This window comes from Shewanella sp. 10B (genome assembly GCF_023475885.1).
Taxonomy (GTDB): domain Bacteria; phylum Pseudomonadota; class Gammaproteobacteria; order Enterobacterales; family Shewanellaceae; genus Shewanella; species Shewanella mangrovisoli.
The window spans coordinates 47,235-67,772 of sequence record NZ_JAMDJO010000001.1; the positions used below are offsets into that span (position 1 = coordinate 47,235).

Sequence of the window (20,538 nt, forward strand, 5' to 3'; positions counted from 1 at the left end):
CATTAATGAAAAAGAATAGACTGCAAGGGTTCACGTTAATTGAAGTAATGATCGCTGTTGTTATTGTGGGGATTTTGGCTTCGATAGCCTATCCCTCATACATTGATTACGTGGTTAAGAGTGGGCGGTCTGAAGGTGTTGCGGCGGTGATGAAGGTTGCGAATCTTCAAGAGCAGTATTATTTGGATAACCGAGCCTATGCGACTGATATGACCAAGCTGGGGTTAGCCGCTAGTCCTTTTGTTACAGAGCATGGGCGTTATAGCTTAGCGTCAAGTGGTACCAGTTCATTCACTATCACTGCGACTGCACAAGGTTCGCAGGCTAGTCGAGACTCAACGTGTGCGTCTATTACGATGACATCTGCTGGTGTAAAGGGGCCTTCTGCGGAGTGTTGGAAATGATAAGATATTGTATTGCTTTAGCATTAGCTTTGCCTACATTTGTGTTTGCTGCGGAACCTACTGTTATGCAGGATTACAAATGCCATGTCACAACGACAAATGGTGATAAAGTACTGTTTTATCGATGGAGGATTAAAGATGTCAATTTGAATATGGCTAGTCTTCCTAGTAAGCAAAAAGTAGGTGGAGATAAAAAGAAATTCTTTATTAAAGAGGTAGTCGAGTGTGTTGAGCTTAGCCAAGAGTTCACTAATGAAAACAGTAAAAAAATTGATGAGCTAACCTTGAGATAAGCTTATGTGTGCGGACATATCTTCTGGCTTACGAACAGCTTTTACCCTCTGCTCCGTAGGAGATTAGCCCACTAGAGCTTATGTTTACACTCTTGGAGTTTGTCGCGGAGCCGCCTGGGCAGTAGATGATTTCTACAGCACTGTTTGCTGATAACATGCCTTCAGAGCTAAAGGTAAAACTCGCCGAATTGCTTTTTACACTGTCATTTGTATTGAATGCGTCAATAACACGAATATCTTTATTATCAGGGCTGATAACTTTAATCCCATTTCCCCAATTCGTACCACATGCACTTCCGTTTGATGCACAAACTTTAATTGTTGCGCCATAACTGACCGCTTGATTTCTGGCAAAAACCATAATGTCATGAATTTTGGCGATATTATTATTAACGCGCACACCTTCATAGACGGATATTAAAGATGGTACACCGATGGATAATAATATTGCGGCCACAGCAATCGTAACCATCAGTTCAATTAGTGTGAAACCAAGCAATTTATTTAGCATGCACTCAACCCTCACTTATACAAACTAAAGTATAAGCGAGAATAGGCGGGATTTCAGTATCTAAGTTGTATCCTTTGTGCTGTTTAGTTTCTAAAAGGTAGTCTTAATCCTTTTATGTTGTTAGTCGATAATGCCTTCAATCAATACGCGTCATTTATCCGCAGCGGATATTGGAATCAGTCGATAGTCTTGCCCTGCCAGCTTGATTTACCACAATCCCTCGCGAGTAAGGGCTCGTGGGACTTGATGGACAATACTTCAATGTTCCATTAGTACCAGAGGCAAGACCATCTGGTTGAAAACGAATTAAGGTTCGATTGTAGATAACTGTATCTCTTGCATTAAAAGCGTTAGTGGTAAAAATAGTCGTTTCATTGCTATCGAGTTGACTATTGCTGTTAACATCGATAAATACCGTCAAACCAAGCTGCCAGTTAGATATGCACTGATTGTTGCTTAAGGCGCAGACTGTCACTTTTCGGTTGAAGGAAATGGCATGATTTCGGGCTAGCATAAGTGTTTGCTGGATGACTTTGATATTACTATCAGCTCTAAATCTCGTGTTGAAATCGCTTAACGAGGGAGCACCAATCGATAACAGAATGGTAGAAATGGATACCGTAGTGATGAGTTCAATCAAGCTAAAACCATGTGGTAGAGTTTTCATAACAGATCCTTTGTTATAAATGTCGCTCGCATCCTACGAGCCTTTGAAGCAAAACTGCAGCTGTTTAAGTATAGAAGGGTACCAATGAGCCTTTTAGATTTTTACGGACTAAGAATTGTTTTATAGAAACTGTGTTTTATGAGGAAAGCGCTGCCTATACTTCAATAATCGCCTAACCCCGTGTAAGCTAATGGCATTCTATTTGATTATCTGTCAGCAAGTGCCGAGGAATGTTTGATGAAAAAAGTTGAAGCGATTATTAAGCCTTTTAAATTGGATGATGTACGCGAGTCACTTGCTGAGATAGGTATCACCGGGATGACAGTGCTTGAGGTAAAAGGTTTTGGCCGTCAAAAAGGGCATACTGAGCTTTACCGCGGCGCTGAGTATATGGTCGACTTTTTGCCTAAAGTTAAAATTGAACTCGTCATTCAAGATGATTTAGTCGATCAAGCGATTGATGTTATTGTAGAAACAGCACGCACGGGTAAGATCGGCGATGGCAAAATTTTTGTGACTGATGTGGAACGTGTTATCCGCATTCGAACTGGTGAAGAAAACGAAGAAGCGGTGTGATTTATCCGTTTCAAGAGGGGGCCATTAGGCCCCTTTTTGTTGCTTAAAATTTATGAATGATGGGACTAAGTCTTTCTGTTCCTGAAATATCTTTAATGCAAAATAGCCTGTTTAGTTAGACTAAAGTAGTTATCTCTTATCTGTTCCATGGTATAACTTAGCCACTTAAATAGGCTTGTTGAGGTTGTTATTTTGGCTACGAAACGAATCGTGATAGTAGGTGGTGGGGCGGCAGGTTTAGCGCTAGCCTCTAAATTAGGCCGCAAGATGGGCGGTAGTGATGTCGTCGATGTTTGCTTAATTGATAAAAGCCCAATCCATATTTGGAAGCCAAAATTACACGAAGTCGCAGTCGGGGTTATTGACCAGTCAATAGAGGGATTATTGTATCGAGATCATGGCCTTAAGAATGGTTATCGATATATTCGTGGTGAAATTGAGCAATGTGAGCCCGATGCCAAAACAATCCAACTTGCTGCGGTTTATAGTGACTCGGGTGAATTGCTGCTTGAGCCCCGTCAAATTGAATACGATTACTTAGTGCTGGCCTTAGGTGGGGTCTCTAATAGCTTTAATACCCTAGGTGCTGAGAAACATTGTATTTTCCTTGATAGTTTAGATAACGCTAACTTATTCCATCAAAAATTATTAGATGCATTACTGCAACTCAATGAAACACAAGAGAAAGTCAGCATAGGTATTGTTGGTGCTGGCGCCACAGGTGTCGAATTAGCCGCAGAGCTTCACCATGTCATTGAATCGGTGAAAGAGTATGGCTACCTCAATATCTCTAAGCATCATCTAGATGTGCATCTTATTGAAGCATCACCAAAAATTCTCCCGCAATTACCCGAACGTGTGAGCGCAAGAGCCCAAGCGGTATTGGATAAAATTGGCATCCGTTTGCATATCGGGGTGCAGGTTAAAGAAGTCACCCGCGATGGCTTTATTACACAGGATGGTGATGTTATCGAAGCGGGGCTTAAAGTGTGGGCGGCTGGTGTAAAAGGGCCAAAAGCGTTTCAAAACTTTTCTAAGTTGCCGATTACGCCGCGCAATCAAGTGGAAGTTGATGCTTGTATGCGAGTAAAAGGTGATCAAGATATTTATGCGCTTGGGGATTGCGCTCTATTAATACAGGAGTCCGGTCAACCTGTGCCACCGCGCGCTCAAGCGGCAGCACAAATGGCGGATACCCTGTATGAGAATATTGTGAATCGTTTACAAGGGAAGGCGGAAAAACCTTTTGTGTATAAAGACTATGGTTCTCTGGTGTCTTTAAGTCGTTTTTCTGCAGTTGGTAATCTAATGGGGAATTTGCGTTCAGGGACTTTCTTCGTGGAAGGACATATCGCAAGGATCATGTATATCTCGTTATACCAAAGACACTTAGCGAGCCTATATGGCTGGTTCTCCGCGATTATTTATCGCATTGCGCAAAAACTACTGAAATGGCAAAGGCCAAAGCTGAAATTGCATTAACTCATTAATTGAAAAACAAAACAGAGAGCCAAGGCTCTCTGTTTTGTTTTGGTCTTACTGGGCTGGAGATTAATGTTTAGGAGAGGCTGAAGAGTCTCGGATCACAGGCTCTGGCGTAAATGTTTTTGCAAACTTGGCATCTTGTTCGCGGCGTTTCGCGATTAACAATTCTGTTGCCACTTGGGCAATTTCAGCGTTAGGTTGATGCACTGTTGTCAGTTTCGGCCAGGTTTGGCGTGAGAATGGACTGTCTTCGAAGCCGACAATGGATAGATCGCCCGGGATATCTAGCCCTGCTAAACGAGCAGCAAAAAGTGCCCCTGCTGCAATTTCGTCGTTACAGGCAACAATTGCTGTTGGACGGTTCTTTTGTTTGATCAGAGTGTTAGCGCCTTCAACGCCCGACTCAAATGAGTATTTTCCTTCAATTATGTAATCTTCATTCAGAAGCAGGCGATTTTTTGTTAATGCTTGTTTATAACCAAGTAACCGCTCTTTGGTGGACTCATGGTGTAGATCGCCGCTTAAAAAGGCAATTTCTTTATGGCCTAAGTCGATTAGATGTTGAGTAATTTCAACCGCACCAAATTTGTCATTGACTAAAATCGTCAGTCCATCCTGCTCTTTATCACCTTCACCGGCAATAATTCGCACATAGTTGGCATCAATATCACTTAAGGCTTTAAGGACTTTAGGATCTTCAGAAAGAGGTGGGGTTAACACTAAACCAGCCAGTCGCGAATGTTTCACGAGTTGAGTCAGCTCATCGCAAATGGTGTCAGACTTGGCGTTACAAGGATGAATAACCAGCTCATAGCCTTTATCTTTACAGGCCGACAAAATCCCGTTTTGCATATCAATAATGTAATAAGCGTTGGGGTTATCATAAATAAAACCAATGGCATAGGATTTTGTGCCAGCAAGGTTTCTGGCTGCGAGATTGGGTTGGTAGTTTAATGCCTTGATGGCCTCGTTCACTTTATCAACCGTGGCTTGTTTTACCGAAGGTTCGTTATTGGTTACGCGGGAAACTGTCTTGATTGACACTCCAGCATATTTAGCGACGTCGTTGATAGTGACTTTCATTGATCTACAAACTCTTTATTCAAATGTGCGAAGGGCTAGCTAATTGATGAACCTAAATCCTTTAGGTGCAATTTACAAGCCGACAGCGTTGTCAGCTTACTTTTTATTATGCTTCTTATAGTGCGAGCATTTACCGCGTATAGCAATGCTGAATTGTTACAAACTGAGGCATTTTTCAACTGTTAACACTCGGTTATAAGTTGTAATTTTACATCAAAATATCTAAGTGATTATTTTTACTTGATTATATTGATTTTTCTCTTCTCAATACTTCGCTTTATGACATTTTTTTTCGTCCAGAGTTATTTTGTTGTGGCAAGGCTGTTAATTATTGTGTAATGTTTGCACTAGACATGACAGCGTTGTCATTCCATCGGAATGGTTATGAATACTAAAACGATAATAAAGTTATGGAAGGGAAACGAGATGCGACCATCATCCTTTAAGAAAAGTGTACTAGCTACAAACATTGCTATCCTACTCGGCAGCGCTGTTTCAATCGGAGCTGTTGCTGCAGAGGCTGAAGCAGCCGCTGCGGCAGTGCCAGAAAACATTGAGAAAATTGAAGTTCGCGGTATGAGAGCTTCGATGAAAGCTTCTGTTAACGACAAACGTTTTTCTGACTCAGTCGTTGATGCTGTGACTGCTGAAGATATCGGTAAATTCCCTGATGGTGACGTAGGGGAGTCTTTAGGTCGTATTCCTGGCGTTGCAGTAAACCGTCAGTTTGGTCAAGGACAGCAAGTTTCTATCCGTGGCGCTTCAAGCCAATTAACGAGCACCTTACTGAACGGCCATTCAGTTGCTTCTACTGGTTGGTTTGACCAGCAAGCGATCGACCGTAGCTTTAACTACAGTTTACTGCCTCCAGAAATGGTTGGTGGTATTCAAGTTTACAAATCATCTCAAGCAGATATCGCTGAAGGTGGTATCGGCGGTACAGTAATTGTTAAAACTCGTAAACCTTTAGATTTAGAAGCAAACTCAGTATTCCTGAGTGCGAAAGGGGATTACGGAACCGTTTCAGAAGAAATTGATCCACAAACTTCAGGTTTGTACAGCTGGAAAACGGAAGATGAGAAGTTTGGTTTCCTAGTGGCTGGTTCTTTGGATCAAACACAATATCAACGTAACGGTATTGAAACTCTGTTAGGTTGGGGGGAAATTGTTCCCACGACTTTCCAGCAAGACCGTGAGCGCACTGCTTTAAATGCCGCGTTCCAATACAGACCAACTGATAATCTCGAATTCGGTCTGAATTTAATGAGCTTACAGCTCGATGCTAACAACGCTAACACATCAATTTTCTTATTCCCAACCCAGCAAGGTGAGAATACTTGTCTTAAGAAAAATGCTGCAGGCGTATGTACTTTAGTTGAACACACTGGTAACGGCGGATTTGCTTGGGCACAAACATGGGCTCGTAAAGCAAGTATGTCATCAGATACTGTGGATTTAGATTTCGCGTATCAGGCAGATAACTTCAAATTAGAAGGCCGTATCGGTAAAACTAAAGCTGAAGGTGGTACCGATCTTACTTCTAACTACGGTCAATCAATTGGTAAACCAGAAGATTTCGCAGGGACTTACGATGCAACTGGTGATGTTATTGACATCAACATTGCAAACAACTCATTTGATGCTGGTGACTTCAACGGTCAATTAGAAACGGCTGGTTGGGCACTGAAAAAACAACCTAACACAGACGAAGAATCATTTGCGACCTTCGATATTACAGTTCCGGTTGAATTTGGCGTTATTACCTCAATTAAATCAGGTATTAGCTATGCGGACCACGACGTAACCCAAACGACGGAAGCTGCACAATCATCTAATATCGTCGCAAAAGATGCCTCAGAATATTACTCTGGCACTATGTCATCTGGCGCAGGTTTTACCTTACCTAAGCCAATATTTGACAATATGATCAGAGATGCTTATGGCGCGATCGATGGCTTTACTTTAGATAAGTCTGGTTACGGTACTCTGCAAGAGAAAAATTTAGCCCTGTACACTATGGCTACTTTTGCTGGTGAAGGCGTACGCGGTAACTTCGGTTTAAGATATATCTCTACCGATGTTGAGTCTGACTACTACGCGTTTAGCCAAACTGGTACTTATGCTGATGATTTAAGTACTGATAAAGCAAGCTATCACGATGTCTTACCAAGCATGAACATTGCGTTTGACTTGGCAAGTGACTTAATTTTAAGAGCATCAGCTGCGCAAGTTATTTCTCGTCCTAACTATGCAGATCTCTTCGCCACGTCTAAGTTACCAGGTTTCAACGATGGTACGCCTGGTAACGAGAAGAAAGTGACTGGTAGCGTGAATCTGCAGCCGTTCAAAGCCTCTCAGGCGGATCTGAGCTTAGAATGGTACTTCAGCGGTGAAGGCTTATTTGCTGTTACTTACTTCATTAAAGATGTTAACTCCTTCATTTCTACTAGAGAAAAGCTGAACCAACAAATTGGGATTGATGATCCTAACTTAGTTGCTCAAGGTGGCAGTTCTTGTGGTGCTGGTATCTACGACTGCTGGACCGTCAGTGAAAACTACAATGCTAACGGTGGCTCTATCGATGGTATTGAGTTGCAGTTGCAAGACTCATTTGACAATGGTTTTGGTTACTCAGCTAACTACACCTTTGCAGATGCTTCATCTCCAGCTGAAAACTATGCGGACCGTGTAGGTGTGTTCTCTGACTCATCTAAGCATACCGTTAACTTAGTGGGTTACTATGAAATTGATGATTTCTCTGCTCGTGTAGCTTATAACTGGCGTTCTGAGTACATGATGCGTGAATTACCAGGCTTCTATGGTAACCGCGAGCACCAAGCTTACGGCACGCTAGATTTAAGTGCTAACTACGATGTAACTGATTACTTATCTGTGACATTTGAAGTGGTTAACTTACTTGAAGAAGATAGCATTCAGAAAGGTGTATCACCTGTTGATGCTGAAGGCGTTATCAGTGAGTTTAAAGATAACTACCCAGTGTGGAGCTTCGATGGTGAGGCTCGCTACAAACTTGGTGTAGCACTGCGCTTCTAATTCAATTCAGTGACGAAAAAGCCTAGCAATCGCTAGGCTTTTTATTATCAAAAACACCAACAATAAACTCAGCTTACGCAATTTTAGAGGCGCGTTATGACAATCAGAAAAATAGCCATCATAGGGGGCGGGACTTCAGGTTGGTTAGCGGCGAATCATTTAGGGCGAGTGTTGCAGGGGCGCTCTGAGCTATCTATCACGCTGATTGAATCTCCTGATATTCCTATCATCGGCGTTGGTGAAGGTACTGTGCCGTCTATTCGGAAATCACTACAGAGTTTTGGGATCAGTGAATCAGAGTTAATTCGCTCATGCGATGTGACGTTTAAGCAGTCAATTAAATTTGTAAATTGGTTAGATAAAGCGCGACATGGTAAGGATAATTTCTACCACCATCTATTTGATATCATTAATTTACAAGGCATAGATACTGTTTCTGCTTGGTTGGCCGAGAAACAAGGCGATTTTGCTGATTATGTTTCTCCCCAGCATCTTGTTTGTGAGGCCGCAAAAGCGCCAAAGCTGATCACTACACCTGAATATGCCGGGGTGTTAGGCTATGCCTATCATCTTAATGCGGCGAAGTTTGCTAAATTACTGGCGAAAAACGCGATTGAGAAATTCAACGTTGAGCACATTTTTGCCACGGTGCAGGATGTTCGTTTAGGCGATGATGGTGCAATTTCATCTTTGCTGACTGAGCAAGGGACTCTCTCTTTCGATTTTTATATTGATTGCAGTGGCTTTGAATCTGTTTTATTAGCTAAGGCATTAAAAGTGCCATTTATCAGTAAAGCGCATCAACTGTTTATTGATACTGCGTTAGTCGCGCAAATCCCAACGCAAACTACGGATATCATCCCTCCTTATACTCAAGCGACGGCCCATCAAGCGGGTTGGATTTGGGATATTGCATTGACCCAGCGCCGAGGCACGGGATTTGTCTATTCGTCCGCTCATATGACGCAGTCTGAGGCTGAGCGAAAGTTTGACCATTATCTCGGTGGCAAACTTGCCGATGTTCCCCATCGTAAAATTCCAATGACAGTGGGCCATCGTCAACAGTTCTGGGTAAAAAACTGTGTAGCTTTAGGGTTAGCTCAAGGCTTTTTAGAGCCGATTGAAGCGACATCCATATTATTAACGGATTTCTCCGCGCGTTTTCTGGCAGAACGTTTCCCTATACATACAGATGATGTTGATTATTTAGCAAAGCGGTTTAATGATGCCGTGGGCTACGCATGGGAGCGGGTCGTAGAATTTGCCAAACTGCATTACTGTTTATCGAATAGAACTGACTCATCATTTTGGCTCGATAATCAGGCTTCGGAGACTATTCCCGAAGGATTAAAGCAACGACTCGAACTATGGAAATCCTATAGTCCTATTGCTGAAGATTTTCCATCTAAGTTTGAAGTGTTTAACTTAGACAATTATTTATACGTGCTTTATGGCATGAAATATCAGACTAATTTGCGTGGCGGCTCATCGGCAACACCGGCCTCTTTGGACATGTATATGAACAAAATGTCGAAGATAAAACAACAGATGCTAGATGGTTTGCCTGAGCATAGGGAATTGCTCGATAAAATCTGTACCTATGGTTTGCAATCTATTTAATCGTTTTAAATTTAATGGGTAAAAAGGAAAAATATAATGAAAACACAATTTGTACCTTTAAATGACTCGAGTCATAAGAATTTGGCTATTGGTGATAAGGTCGATTACAGCTACTTTGAAACTGTGCATATGCTACCACTGCAAGTGCAAGAGTTTATGTCGGCTGCGACAAGCTTTCCTATTGTTTTTACAAAGAATAACCAAACTGGCGAGTTTGTCTCTATAGCGATTACCGCGCTAAAACCGAATACCAATAAGCTGCTAAAAAATGGGCAATGGCAATCACGATACTTACCTATTCAAGTCCAGTTGTATCCATTAGGCATGACCCATGTCGATGAGGAAAAGATTATCTTAGGCATCGACATTAATAATTCATCCGTGGCTGAAAATGAAACTCACCGGTTATTTACTGAGACAGGAGAGAAAACGGACTACTTGTCCAAGAAACTCGAACTCGCGGGGTTACAGGCTAGCTATCAAGATATGACCAAGTACTTTATCAAAGTATTGTTGGAGCACGAGTTATTACAACCAAGAACACTTACAGTTACGGCGCTCGATGGCACAAAAACGAATATCGACGGTATCTATACGATTGATGAGCCTAAGCTGCAACAGCTTGATGATGCGACTTTATTGAATTTTGCGAAACGGGGCTTCTATTCGGCCATTTATGCGCATCTTTGTTCATTAAGTTTAATTGATTTAGTAATGGATAGATAAGATAGCGAGCTTTCAATTTTAGTTTGCGAGCATGACGCTCCCAGTCAAGATAATCCAACTTGAGAAAAGCAGTTTTAAGGTTTTGACTGGGAGAAATAGCGCCAGTTTGCGCGCTAACAAACCGCCGATAATTGCACCTGGGCCTGCAAACAGCACCAGCTCGAATAGGGCATGACTGTCACTTGAAAACACATGTATTGGACTTGCCGACCAGACGGTAATCGCCGATACCACCACTCCGATGGCAACGGCCATCTTGGCACACACTCCCCGTAACATCAGATAGATCACTAAGAGTTCGCCCACGCCAACTGATAACCAAGCGGTGATAATCCCGCTCAAATAGCCAATTATTGCTAGCCAGCAACAGTCTAGGGCGTTGAGGCGATGGCTTTGAAGGGTACGGCGCTGGCTGCTGATAATGATCGCTATCCCTAATATGATAGAGAAAAGGCTAAAGCTAGTATGTAGTGAGGAAGGGGAGTTCAATTGCCATAACTGACTGCTCCAAAGGCCAAGTATTGAGCAGGTCGCCGCTAATAAAATGCTTGGAATAAAACCAGACCAAGTTTTGTCTTGAGGATGGTGTCGTCGATAGTAGCCTGACCATGAAATCGCCCCTGCCGTCATACCAAAACATTGGATCATAAATGAGGTGGAGACACTCTGAGCTTCACTGAAATTTAAGCTGGAAAACACCGGAATAAAGATCACGCCACCTCCCGCTCCCGTAGCGTTTGCAAAGATGGCTCCCGTTATCCCCAAAAACAGAAACTGACCGTATTGTTTTATTAACTCAACGGGTTGATGAAATTGAACTAACCAACATAGCCATGCACTCAATAGCACAAGGACGCTTGCCATCGGTCGATAATATTGGCTGAGGTTAATCTTTCTGCGTTTGAAGATAAGGCCATATGACAGCATTTTGAGTGATTACGCGGGATGAGTGAGTTGTTGCATGCATGTTATCAGTCGAAGACAGCGTTGTCACACTGATGTGGAAATAAAAAGTTAAAACATAATCTATTGATATTTAATGGTTAAAAGTGTTTAGGCTAAAAAAATAACAATAAATGTCAAAAAAATGTAGAAAACCTGTTCTTTCTTGTGTAATTTAATCAATGACAACGCTGTCATCTGCTTGTGTGATTCGTTGTTTTGTAAGGTCTGCATGAAGAGGATGAGGTCTCCTTATTCATGTACTTGGCAGAAGTATTGCTGGTCGGGCGGCGATACGTTTGTCTTTAATATTTTGATAGTCTCTCCCCAGAAACTAGCGTTGGCTGGGTACTGTAAGCAGTGCCCAGCCATTTTTTTAGGTAGAGCGACCTTGCTTAGGATAAGCAGACAAGTTAGCGGCATTAAAAAATAAAACTCGCTGGATATTCCAGTCATAAAAAAGAGGCTGCGATTCATGGTTATTCATATTGCTACACTGCTTGGCAGCGTAGTAACTACTTTTGCTAAACGTTTGTTGATGCCCATCCTTGGACTCTGGGCGAGCGCTATGGTTTGCACTTTCAGTTTCACCGCGATAGCCGCAGTAGCGTCCACATCGTTGACGCTTGCAAATGCCGCCTATGCGGCTGGCACTTCTTCGGCAAACAATGCAGCTCCCATCAAGATAGTGACTACCATTCAACAGCAATGGCAGTTTAATCTCCTTAAAGAGGCACTGCGCCGCTCTGGTCAGCCCTATCAGGTCGAGCAAATGTCGACGCAGATGAACCAAAAACGTAAGGTCGAAGAGGCGCTGGCCGGCACAGTCGATGTTTTTTGGAGCATGACTTCCAAGGAGCTTGAGGAAACCGTGCTCCCGGTTCGTATCCCCTTGTTTAAGGGATTACTCGGTAACCGCCTGTTAATTATCCGCAAAACGGATGAGGCCAGATTCGCCAAGGTAAAAACGCTGGCGGATTTTAAGCAACTAAAAGCGGGGCAAAACCGCTATTGGCCCGATGCCAGCATCCTCGAAGCCAATGGTTTGCCTGTCGTGACTAGCTATCAATACACCAATCTCTATCCGATGTTAGAGGGCGGCCGATTCGATTACCTTGCCCTCGGCGCACAGGAAATTGGCGATGAGCTCGCAAGTCACTCCGATCCCGCGCTGAAAATCGATACTCACATCCTGCTGCAATATCGCTCGCCAGCATATTTTTTTGTGTCCCCAAAACGTCCCGAGTTAGCGGCGGCGATCTTAGCGGGGCTCGAAAATATGATAAGCGACGGCAGCTTTGATGAGATGTTTAATCGTGAGCTTAAAATAGACAAGCTCTACCGTGATGCCCTGTTTGAGCAGCGCGTCATTATTCGTCTCGATACACCTGATTTAAGTCCCTTAACCCCCATTGAACGCCAAGAGTTGTGGTTAGATCTATTTAGTATGCAAGGTGCAAAATAATGAAAACATTAGCCTTAAAAGTACAAATTGGGTTAGCAGCTGCGATATTTATGATAGTCAGTGTGCTATTTGGGGTGTCCTATTGGTTGGCGAGCGATACCTTGGCCAGCAACGAAATGGCCTTTGAAGACAATACCGTTGCTAATCTTCAAGTCACCATGGCGCAGCCGATTTTTACCTATGACTACGAGCAGATCCGTGCCGTGTTGTCTGTCATGTTAAAGTCCGAGCAAATCTATCAAATCACCGTTGTGGATCATCGGGGTAAATTGCTCGCCGAAGACAAACAAGCCGAGGCCGTTGCCGCAAGCGACCTACAAACAAGAGAGTTACAGTTCAGCGACCAAGGGAATCCCACTGGGCGTTTAACCATTGCCTTCTCTACTTTGCCGGTTAAGGCGCAACTATCCGACTTACTACTGGGGTACTTTTTACAGGCACTGCTGATTTTAGCGGGCAGTCTGTTAGTGATTTTCATCATTCTCAAACGCTTAGTGATTAGTCCCTTAGATAAGGTTGTCGCCGCATTAGAAGAAATCGCCAATGGTGATGGTGATTTAAGCCACAGATTACCAGTCGAGAGCGAAGATGAAATCGGTAAACTCGCTAATGCTTTCAACGGTTTTGTCGAGCAAATTCATGGCACTATTACCAGAGTGCATGAAACCTCGGGCCTGCTATTGGGCGATGCTAAGGCGCTGGGCACGCTGTCGCAAAGCAACAATCAAAGGGTGCAAGCTCAGCTTAAAGAAACTGAAGCCGCGGTCACGGCCGTGACTCAATTGAGTGCCAGTGCCAACGAAGTGGCCATCAATGCTAAACGTACCGCCGATGCGGCAACCCAAGCCGATAGAGCGGTCGACGATGGTCAGCGTCAGTTTGACTCTGGCTTAGCCATTACCCGTCAATTGGCGGGGGAATTAGCGCGTTCTGCCCAATCGGTATCGCAGTTACAACAGGAAACCCAACGCATCGATGAAGTCGTGGTGGTGATCAGCAGCATTGCCGAGCAGACTAATCTACTCGCCCTTAATGCCGCCATTGAAGCCGCCAGAGCGGGTGAGCAGGGGCGTGGTTTTGCCGTTGTTGCCGATGAAGTGCGCTCTTTAGCGAGCCGTACCCAACAGGCGACGGGAGAAATCCAAAAAATGATCCAACAGGTGCAGAGCCGAGTTGTCGAAACCGTGAATGTGATGCAATCGAGCCAGACCCTCTCCAATCAAGGGGTCAACCGTTCGGAAGAAATTAAGCTAGTGTTGTCTAAAGTGACTGATTTAGTTTCCAATATCAGTAATATGAATATCGAAGTTTCCCATGCGGCGCAGGAGCAGACCTGCGTCACCGAAGCGATTTCTCGTACATTAAATGATCTTGCCAATGTCTCAGGTTCAGCCTCCCTCGATAGTGAGCACTTAGCACAATCGAGTGAGCGACTGTTTCACCAAGGGGAAAGACTGCGGACGTTAGTAACTTCCTTCAGATTGTAGCCATTTCTGAAGCTAGAAAAGGAATATCATGAATAAAACGATTGCCACCACCGCGATTTTATTGGCTCTGGGCTTAACGGCCTGTAGTGATGCGCCTAAAACCGAGGCAGTGCCTAGCTCAAGTTCTGTTGAGCAAGCTAAGTCCAGCCAATTAACCCAAGCGCAATTGCAGCAGTTTGGGGATACCTTGGGCGTGAGTTATCGCGTGCTCACTAACAGGCCTGATGATAACTGCGACAAAGCCGCCGCCGAAGGACGTTGTTTTGTTGCTGAAATCAATTTTGTCCCAGAGGTTGAGCTTAAGAGCCGTGATTGGGCGATTTATTTTAGCCAAATGCGCCCAGTTCAAGCCGTTGAAAGCAAAGAGTTTAGTATTACGCATATCAAGGGCGATCTGTATCGCATCGCGCCCACCGAGGCATTTAGCGGTTTTAGTAAGGGCGAGAAAAAGACCCTAAGGTTCCGTGGTGAGTTGTGGCAGCTGTCAGAAACCGATGCCATGCCCAACTATTACATAGTTGCTGGCGATTTATCGCCAGTGGTGATCGCCAGCACGCAAGTGCAGCAAGATCCTGAAACTGGGATGGAAGTGCGCCCCTATGTTGAGGCGTACACCGATATGGTGAAGCAGTATCGCCGTACCGATGCGGATAAATTAGCGCCTGCGACACCTGCACAGTTATTTAGCAATAATCAACAGGTCAGTGAAGATGCCAGCTTAGCGGTCAATACCATTATTCCTACGCCGCAAAAAGTCGCTATCCACAGCCAAGATAAAGCCGTGTCACTGACCTCTGGTATTAAACTGGATTTTGGCTCGGTCACCAACGCATCTGCCGCACAACAAGCTTTGGAGCCTGAACAATTGGCGGCGGCACTTTCCCGTTTAGCACGCTTAGGTGTTAACGAGTCTGAACAAGGCTTGGCGGTAAAGCTGAACTGGCGCCAAGGCGCTGAGGGCAGTTATCTGCTGGATATTAAAGCGGATGCGATTGAGATTGCTGCTGCCGATGCTGCAGGGTTTTCCTATGCGTTATCGTCACTTGCCAGTTTGATTGATGTGCAGGATCTGCGCGTAAATACCATGACGATTGAGGATAGCCCAAGGTATCCATTCCGTGGTATGCATATCGATGTGTCCCGTAACTTCCATAGCAAGGCGTTGATCTTTGACCTGCTGGATCAAATGGCTGCATACAAGCTCAACAAATTGCATCTACATATGGCCGACGATGAAGGTTGGCGCCTAGAGATTGATGGCCTGCCTGAATTGACTGACATCGGCAGTAAGCGTTGCCACGATCTTGAGGAAAATACCTGTTTGTTACCGCAGCTTGGCAGTGGGCCTTTTGCGGATGTTCCCGTTAACGGTTTTTATAGCAAACAAGACTATATCGACATAGTCAAATATGCCGATGCGCGCCAGATTCAAGTAATCCCTTCGATGGATATGCCTGGCCATAGCCGTGCGGCGATTAAAGCGATGGAGGCGCGTTACCGTCGATTACAGGCGGAAGACGCAGAGCTTCAAAACACGGGCAAAGTACAGGTTGTCCCTGTGCAGGAAACGACAAATCAAGCTAACACAGCGGTAAAAGCTTTAGATGCGGGCGCTCGTCATTTGCAAGCTGAAGGGAAAACCACTGCAGCTGAGCAATATTTGTTATCCGATGCAAACGACAAAACGGTTTATTCTTCGGTGCAGTATTACAACGATAACACCCTGAATGTCTGTATGGAGTCGACCTATCAATTTGTCAATAAAGTCATTGATGAAATTGCCAAGTTACACCAAGCAGCGGGTCAGCCATTAACTCGCTACCATATCGGTGCTGATGAAACGGCAGGGGCGTGGAAACAATCACCCGCCTGTTTGGAGTTTGTGGCCAATAACGATAAAGGCGTTAAGTCGATAGATGATTTAGGTGCTTATTTTATCGAACGAATTTCGACTATGTTAGCGGCAAAAGGCATTGAAGCGGCTGGTTGGAGCGATGGTATGAGCCATGTTCGCCCAAGCAATATGCCTGCAAAAGTTCAATCCAATATTTGGGATGTGATTGCCTACAAAGGCTATGAGCATGCCAATCAGCAAGTCAACAACGGTTGGGATGTGGTGCTGTCAAACCCTGAGGTGCTGTACTTCGACTTCCCTTACGAAGCGGATCCTAAGGAGCATGGCTATTACTGGGCAAGCCGTGCAACCAACGCACACAAAGTGTTTAGCTTTATGCCGGATAACTTAGTGGCAAACGCAGAGCAATGGACCGACATTCAAAATCTGCCTTTTGAGGCCGACGATAGGGCCAGAACCGATGAGAAGGGCAAACAATCTGGCCCAAGGGAACAAGGTAAAGCCTTTGCCGGATTGCAGGGCCAGCTCTGGAGTGAAACCATCCGCAGCGATAACACTGTGGAATATATGATTTTCCCGCGTTTACTGATGCTGGCGGAGCGTGCTTGGTATCAGGCCGCGTGGGAAGTGCCATATCAATATCAAGGCGCTTTGTATAATCAAACGACGGGGCATTTCACCGCCTCGATGCGTGAGGCTCAGGCGCAATCTTGGCAGCAAATGGCTAACACCTTAGGGCATAAGGAGTTTATCAAGCTCGATAAAGCGGGTATCGATTACCGAGTGCCGACCGTCGGCGCCGAGATCCGTGACGGTAAACTGTTTGCCAACGTGGCCTATCCGGGACTTAAGATTGAATGGCGACAAGCGAGTGGGCAGTGGCAATCCTATCAAGCTGGGCAGGCAGTAACTGCGCCCGTTGAGATCCGCGCGATCGCGGCCGATGGGAAACGTAAAGGCCGCAGCTTAGTCGTTAATTAATAAAGGTTATATCTGGCTGTATTTTAAAATAAAAATACAGCCTTTTTCTTTTTCACTTTCAGCCATTTCTTCCGTCTGACATTTGATTAGAAATTGCTTCAAAAAGTAAATGACAGCGCTGTCATTTTTGCTGTAACATTGAGTTAACTAAAGTTGAGTGTCGTATTAACGGCATAAGTATAAGCAACGGTAGCGCTGCATTAAGAGATGAAGAGGGGTGTCATGGGGTTAGTCCAGACAAAAGATCAACAACTGTTTATCGGTGTTGATGGAGGCGGCAGTAAGTGCCGAGCCACTATCTATACTGCGGACGGTACCGTTTTAGGGACAGGTGTTGCTGGGCGCGCTAATCCGCTGCATGGTCTTGCACAAACATTTGCATCTATTGAAGCATCGACTCGCCAAGCTCTGCTGGATGCGGGCATGAAGGAAACCGATAGCCATTTACTCGTCGCGGGCTTAGGGCTGGCGGGAGTCAATGTGCCGCGCCTGTATCAGGATGTGATTAGCTGGCAGCATCCGTTTGCCGCCATGTATGTCACTACGGATCTTCATACCGCTTGTATCGGGGCACACCGTGGCGCGGATGGTGCGGTGATCATTACGGGCACAGGTTCTTGCGGTTACGCCCATGTAGGCGATGACAGCTTAAGCATCGGTGGTCACGGTTTTGCACTGGGCGATAAGGGCAGTGGTGCTTGGCTTGGCTTAAAAGCCGCCGAGCATGTGTTACTTGCCCTCGATGGTTTTGCCACACCGACCGCCTTAACCGAGATGTTGTTAAAGCATTTTGGGGTAAGTGATGCCTTGGGCATCGTTGAGCATCTCGCTGGTAAGTCTTCGAGTTGCTATGCCGAATTAGCCAGAAGTGTGCTCGATTGCGCCAACGCGGGAGATGAAGTCGCTCGCGGGATTGTGCAGGAAGGGGCCGATTACATCAGTGAAATGGCACGCAAGCTGTTTAGCCTCAATCCGGTGCGTTTCTCGATGATCGGCGGCCTTGCTGAACCGCTACAGGCATGGCTTGGCAGCGATGTTGTGGCCAAGATTTCTGAAACCTTAGCACCGCCAGAATTGGGGGCCATGTACTTCGCTCAGCAGCAATTTAACTCAATCAACATTAATGAATAAGCCGTTTTAGCGCAGTAGTGCTAAAGCAATACCCGTATTGATTTGTAAGGTAAATAACATGACAAACACTATTATGGAGCAAGAAGCTCGCACCGCGCCGCAGAAGATTGCGGGTCAGTTAGCCGCTAACGCCGATTTAATGCAGCAGTTAGGTGAAAAACTGCGTGCTTTCGATCCCCGTTTTGTGATGATTGTGGGCCGTGGTTCATCCGACCATGCGGGTGTATTTGCTAAATATCTTTTTGAAATCGAAGCGGGTGTACCGACCTTTGCTGCCGCGCCATCTGTGGCCAGTGTTTACGGTAAAACCTTGAAGTTAGAAGGCGGATTAGTGATTGTGATTTCGCAATCTGGCCGCAGCCCTGATATTTTAGCCCAAGCGCGTATGGCGAAAAACGCAGGCGCGTTTTGTGTGGCGTTAGTAAACGATGAAACCGCGCCAATCAAGGATATCGTCGATGTGGTAGTGCCATTACGTGCAGGCGAAGAGAAAGCCGTTGCCGCAACAAAGAGCTACCTTGCAACTCTGTCGGCGATTTTACAATTAGCCTCGGCATGGACGCAGAGCGAATCCCTCGCCGCCGCAGTTAACTCGTTACCTCAAGCATTGCAAACTGCGGTTGATGCTGAGCCACAATTGACCCCTGCATCGGTTGAAAACGTGAAAAACTTAGTCGTATTAGGCCGTGGTTTAGGTTATGCCGTGTCTAAGGAAATCGCACTTAAGTTAAAAGAAGTGTGTTCTATCCATGCCGAAGCCTTTAGTAGTGCTGAATTCCTCCATGGTCCAGTGACCTTAGTGGAGAAAAAACTCACGATTGTGGATGTCTGCATTGGCGATGAGTCCTACGCTAGCCATATCGAACAGATTGAAAATGTGAGCCAACGTGGCGCAGATTTAGTGCATTTAAATCAAACGTCGACGGATATTCACCCACGTGTTGCGCCGTTAGCCTTGTTACAACGTTTTTATATCGACGTGGCCGCAGTCGCGATTGCCCGTGGTATTGACCCAGACCAACCCGCTGGGCTGAAAAAAGTCACTCAAACGCTGTAATGGATGGCCGTTGTGCCACGTTAATTTGAAAAGAGGTTTGGGATGAAATTCACCTTAATTGCCGAGCAACTGTTTGATGGTGAAGCCTTCCATCGGGATGTGCCTGTCACCATTGAAGATGGTCTGATAGCCAGCTTAGACACCGCATCGGGTGCTAAGGAAATTCGCTACCCAGGCACCCTAGTGCCAGGTTTTATCGATGTGCAAGTTAACGGCGGTGGCGGCGCGTTATTCAATAGCAGCCCAACGGTTGCTTGCATTGAAACCATAGGCAAGGCGCATGCTCGCTTTGGTACCACAGGTTTTTTACCCACGCTTATCACAGATGATGTGCTGGTGATGGCCAAGGCTGCCGATGCGGTTGCCAGTGCGGTTGCGCAAAAGAGCGCTGGCGTATTAGGCGTACATTTTGAAGGCCCGCATCTTTCGGTACCTAAAAAAGGCGTGCATCCACAAGGTTTTATCCGTGAGATCACCGAGGCTGAATTGGCGATTTTTTGTCGTCAAGATTTAGGTATTCGAGTAGTGACTTTAGCGCCTGAAAATGTCTCGCCTGAGGTGATCCGCCTGTTGGTGGAGTCGGGCGTTAAAGTGTGTTTAGGCCACTCCAATGCGGACTACGATACCGTTGTCGCAGCATTAGCGGCGGGGGCGACAGGCTTCACTCACCTCTACAATGCCATGTCACCCTTAGGTTCCCGTGAGCCTGGCGTGGTGGGCGCGGCGATTGAGAGCGAAACCGCTTGGTGTGGTTTGATTGTCGATGGCCACCATGTGCATCCAGCGGCCGCAAGAGTCGCCCTCCGCGCTAAACCCCGTGGCAAAGTGATGTTGGTGACCGATGCCATGCCGCCAGTAGGCATGGATGATGAAACCAGTTTTGAGCTGTTTGGTACTCAGGTACTGCGTGTTGGCGATAGATTAAATGCGGTGACGGGTGAACTGGCGGGCTGTGTGTTAGACATGGCGACCGCAGTTGAGAACAGTGTGAAGATGCTCGGTTTACCGCTCGGTGAGGCCTTGAGAATGGCGTCTTTGTATCCTGCCGAGTTCCTTGGCATTGCCGAGAGCGTTGGTCGATTAGCCGTAGGGCAGCGTGCCGATCTAGTGCTGCTAGATAATCAACAAAAAGTGCTGGCCAACTATATTGCTGGAAATGCGGTTTATGTTCGCCCTTAGTGTGGGTTGAGTCAGTAAAGCG

Annotated in this window: 17 protein-coding genes; 13 read left to right on the forward strand and 4 right to left on the reverse strand. The window is 45.5% G+C overall.

Going from position 1 to position 20,538, the window contains the following annotated elements:
• Window positions 1-5 precede the first annotated feature (5 nt).
• Complete coding sequence (locus M0415_RS00200) at window positions 6-404, forward strand: type IV pilin protein (protein ID WP_249556038.1); 399 nt, start codon at window positions 6-8, stop codon at window positions 402-404.
• Complete coding sequence (locus M0415_RS00205; protein ID WP_249556037.1) at window positions 401-697, forward strand: TapY2 family type IVa secretion system protein; 297 nt, start codon at window positions 401-403, stop codon at window positions 695-697. Before M0415_RS00200 ends, M0415_RS00205 begins: the two co-directional genes overlap by 4 nt.
• Before the next feature lie 28 nt (window positions 698-725).
• Here the strand turns inward: M0415_RS00205 and M0415_RS00210 are convergent, their stop codons facing one another.
• Window positions 726-1,208: a GspH/FimT family pseudopilin gene (locus M0415_RS00210; protein WP_249556036.1), complete on the reverse strand. Its 483-nt coding sequence runs from the start codon at window positions 1,206-1,208 to the stop codon at window positions 726-728.
• Window positions 1,209-1,362: 154 nt separating this feature from the next.
• The gene (locus tag M0415_RS00215) at window positions 1,363-1,875 is read right to left on the reverse strand and encodes a GspH/FimT family pseudopilin (RefSeq protein WP_249556035.1); all 513 of its coding nucleotides are present in this window, start codon (window positions 1,873-1,875) and stop codon (window positions 1,363-1,365) included.
• 237 nt (window positions 1,876-2,112) lie between these two features.
• Between M0415_RS00215 and glnB the strand changes: the two genes are divergently transcribed.
• Window positions 2,113-2,451 (forward strand): nitrogen regulatory protein P-II, encoded by a 339-nt coding sequence (gene glnB, locus M0415_RS00220; RefSeq protein WP_011073353.1) that lies wholly within the window; start codon window positions 2,113-2,115, stop codon window positions 2,449-2,451.
• Window positions 2,452-2,643: 192 nt separating this feature from the next.
• Window positions 2,644-3,933, forward strand: a complete 1,290-nt coding sequence (locus M0415_RS00225) for an NAD(P)/FAD-dependent oxidoreductase (protein WP_249556034.1) — start codon at window positions 2,644-2,646, stop codon at window positions 3,931-3,933.
• Between the two features lie 69 nt (window positions 3,934-4,002).
• Here M0415_RS00225 and M0415_RS00230 read toward each other — a convergent pair whose 3' ends face one another.
• Window positions 4,003-5,019: a LacI family DNA-binding transcriptional regulator gene (locus M0415_RS00230; RefSeq protein WP_086903855.1), complete on the reverse strand. Its 1,017-nt coding sequence runs from the start codon at window positions 5,017-5,019 to the stop codon at window positions 4,003-4,005.
• Window positions 5,020-5,445: 426 nt separating this feature from the next.
• Between M0415_RS00230 and M0415_RS00235 the strand changes: the two genes are divergently transcribed.
• The 3 genes from M0415_RS00235 to M0415_RS00245 all read left to right on the forward strand — a co-directional run bounded on the left by M0415_RS00235 (window position 5,446) and on the right by M0415_RS00245 (window position 10,419).
• Window positions 5,446-8,073 (forward strand): TonB-dependent receptor, encoded by a 2,628-nt coding sequence (locus tag M0415_RS00235; protein WP_220058182.1) that lies wholly within the window; start codon window positions 5,446-5,448, stop codon window positions 8,071-8,073.
• Between the two features lie 96 nt (window positions 8,074-8,169).
• On the forward strand, window positions 8,170-9,693 hold the full coding sequence (locus M0415_RS00240; protein WP_249556033.1) for a tryptophan halogenase family protein: 1,524 nt from the start codon (window positions 8,170-8,172) through the stop codon (window positions 9,691-9,693).
• Window positions 9,694-9,729: 36 nt separating this feature from the next.
• Window positions 9,730-10,419, forward strand: a complete 690-nt coding sequence (locus tag M0415_RS00245) for a SapC family protein (RefSeq protein WP_249556032.1) — start codon at window positions 9,730-9,732, stop codon at window positions 10,417-10,419.
• An 18-nt stretch (window positions 10,420-10,437) separates the two neighbouring features.
• Here the strand turns inward: M0415_RS00245 and M0415_RS00250 are convergent, their stop codons facing one another.
• A complete protein-coding gene (locus M0415_RS00250; RefSeq protein WP_349627958.1) occupies window positions 10,438-11,346 on the reverse strand; it encodes a sulfite exporter TauE/SafE family protein in 909 nt (302 codons plus the stop codon).
• A 490-nt stretch (window positions 11,347-11,836) separates the two neighbouring features.
• Here M0415_RS00250 and M0415_RS00255 point away from each other — a divergent pair, with 490 nt between their 5' ends.
• From M0415_RS00255 to nagA, 6 genes are all read left to right on the forward strand, one after another.
• Complete coding sequence (locus M0415_RS00255) at window positions 11,837-12,826, forward strand: substrate-binding periplasmic protein (protein ID WP_249556030.1); 990 nt, start codon at window positions 11,837-11,839, stop codon at window positions 12,824-12,826.
• Window positions 12,826-14,313 (forward strand): methyl-accepting chemotaxis protein, encoded by a 1,488-nt coding sequence (locus M0415_RS00260; protein ID WP_249556029.1) that lies wholly within the window; start codon window positions 12,826-12,828, stop codon window positions 14,311-14,313. Before M0415_RS00255 ends, M0415_RS00260 begins: the two co-directional genes overlap by 1 nt.
• Before the next feature lie 28 nt (window positions 14,314-14,341).
• Window positions 14,342-17,149, forward strand: coding sequence for a beta-N-acetylhexosaminidase (locus M0415_RS00265; RefSeq protein WP_249556028.1), 2,808 nt, complete (start codon window positions 14,342-14,344; stop codon window positions 17,147-17,149).
• A gap of 222 nt (window positions 17,150-17,371) precedes the next feature.
• A complete protein-coding gene (gene nagK / locus M0415_RS00270; protein WP_249556027.1) occupies window positions 17,372-18,280 on the forward strand; it encodes an N-acetylglucosamine kinase in 909 nt (302 codons plus the stop codon).
• A gap of 58 nt (window positions 18,281-18,338) precedes the next feature.
• Complete coding sequence (gene nagB-II / locus M0415_RS00275; protein WP_011623683.1) at window positions 18,339-19,337, forward strand: glucosamine-6-phosphate deaminase NagB-II; 999 nt, start codon at window positions 18,339-18,341, stop codon at window positions 19,335-19,337.
• 42 nt (window positions 19,338-19,379) lie between these two features.
• Complete coding sequence (gene nagA, locus M0415_RS00280) at window positions 19,380-20,516, forward strand: N-acetylglucosamine-6-phosphate deacetylase (RefSeq protein WP_249556026.1); 1,137 nt, start codon at window positions 19,380-19,382, stop codon at window positions 20,514-20,516.
• The last annotated feature ends 22 nt before the right edge of the window (window positions 20,517-20,538 follow it).

Bases quoted from the DNA above. Each gene is read 5' to 3' on its own strand.
- M0415_RS00200 (WP_249556038.1), top strand. From the start codon at position 6: ATGAAAAAGAATAGACTGCAAGGGTTCACGTTAATTGAAGTAATGATC.
- nagA (WP_249556026.1), top strand. From the start codon at position 19,380: ATGAAATTCACCTTAATTGCCGAGCAACTGTTTGATGGTGAAGCCTTC.
- M0415_RS00205 (WP_249556037.1), top strand. From the start codon at position 401: ATGATAAGATATTGTATTGCTTTAGCATTAGCTTTGCCTACATTTGTG.
- M0415_RS00230 (WP_086903855.1), bottom strand. From the start codon at position 5,019: ATGAAAGTCACTATCAACGACGTCGCTAAATATGCTGGAGTGTCAATC.
- nagB-II (WP_011623683.1), top strand. From the start codon at position 18,339: ATGACAAACACTATTATGGAGCAAGAAGCTCGCACCGCGCCGCAGAAG.
- M0415_RS00215 (WP_249556035.1), bottom strand. From the start codon at position 1,875: ATGAAAACTCTACCACATGGTTTTAGCTTGATTGAACTCATCACTACG.
- M0415_RS00250 (WP_349627958.1), bottom strand. From the start codon at position 11,346: ATGCTGTCATATGGCCTTATCTTCAAACGCAGAAAGATTAACCTCAGC.
- M0415_RS00255 (WP_249556030.1), top strand. From the start codon at position 11,837: ATGGTTATTCATATTGCTACACTGCTTGGCAGCGTAGTAACTACTTTT.
- M0415_RS00235 (WP_220058182.1), top strand. From the start codon at position 5,446: ATGCGACCATCATCCTTTAAGAAAAGTGTACTAGCTACAAACATTGCT.
- M0415_RS00265 (WP_249556028.1), top strand. From the start codon at position 14,342: ATGAATAAAACGATTGCCACCACCGCGATTTTATTGGCTCTGGGCTTA.
- M0415_RS00210 (WP_249556036.1), bottom strand. From the start codon at position 1,208: ATGCTAAATAAATTGCTTGGTTTCACACTAATTGAACTGATGGTTACG.
- M0415_RS00245 (WP_249556032.1), top strand. From the start codon at position 9,730: ATGAAAACACAATTTGTACCTTTAAATGACTCGAGTCATAAGAATTTG.
- nagK (WP_249556027.1), top strand. From the start codon at position 17,372: ATGGGGTTAGTCCAGACAAAAGATCAACAACTGTTTATCGGTGTTGAT.
- M0415_RS00260 (WP_249556029.1), top strand. From the start codon at position 12,826: ATGAAAACATTAGCCTTAAAAGTACAAATTGGGTTAGCAGCTGCGATA.
- glnB (WP_011073353.1), top strand. From the start codon at position 2,113: ATGAAAAAAGTTGAAGCGATTATTAAGCCTTTTAAATTGGATGATGTA.
- M0415_RS00240 (WP_249556033.1), top strand. From the start codon at position 8,170: ATGACAATCAGAAAAATAGCCATCATAGGGGGCGGGACTTCAGGTTGG.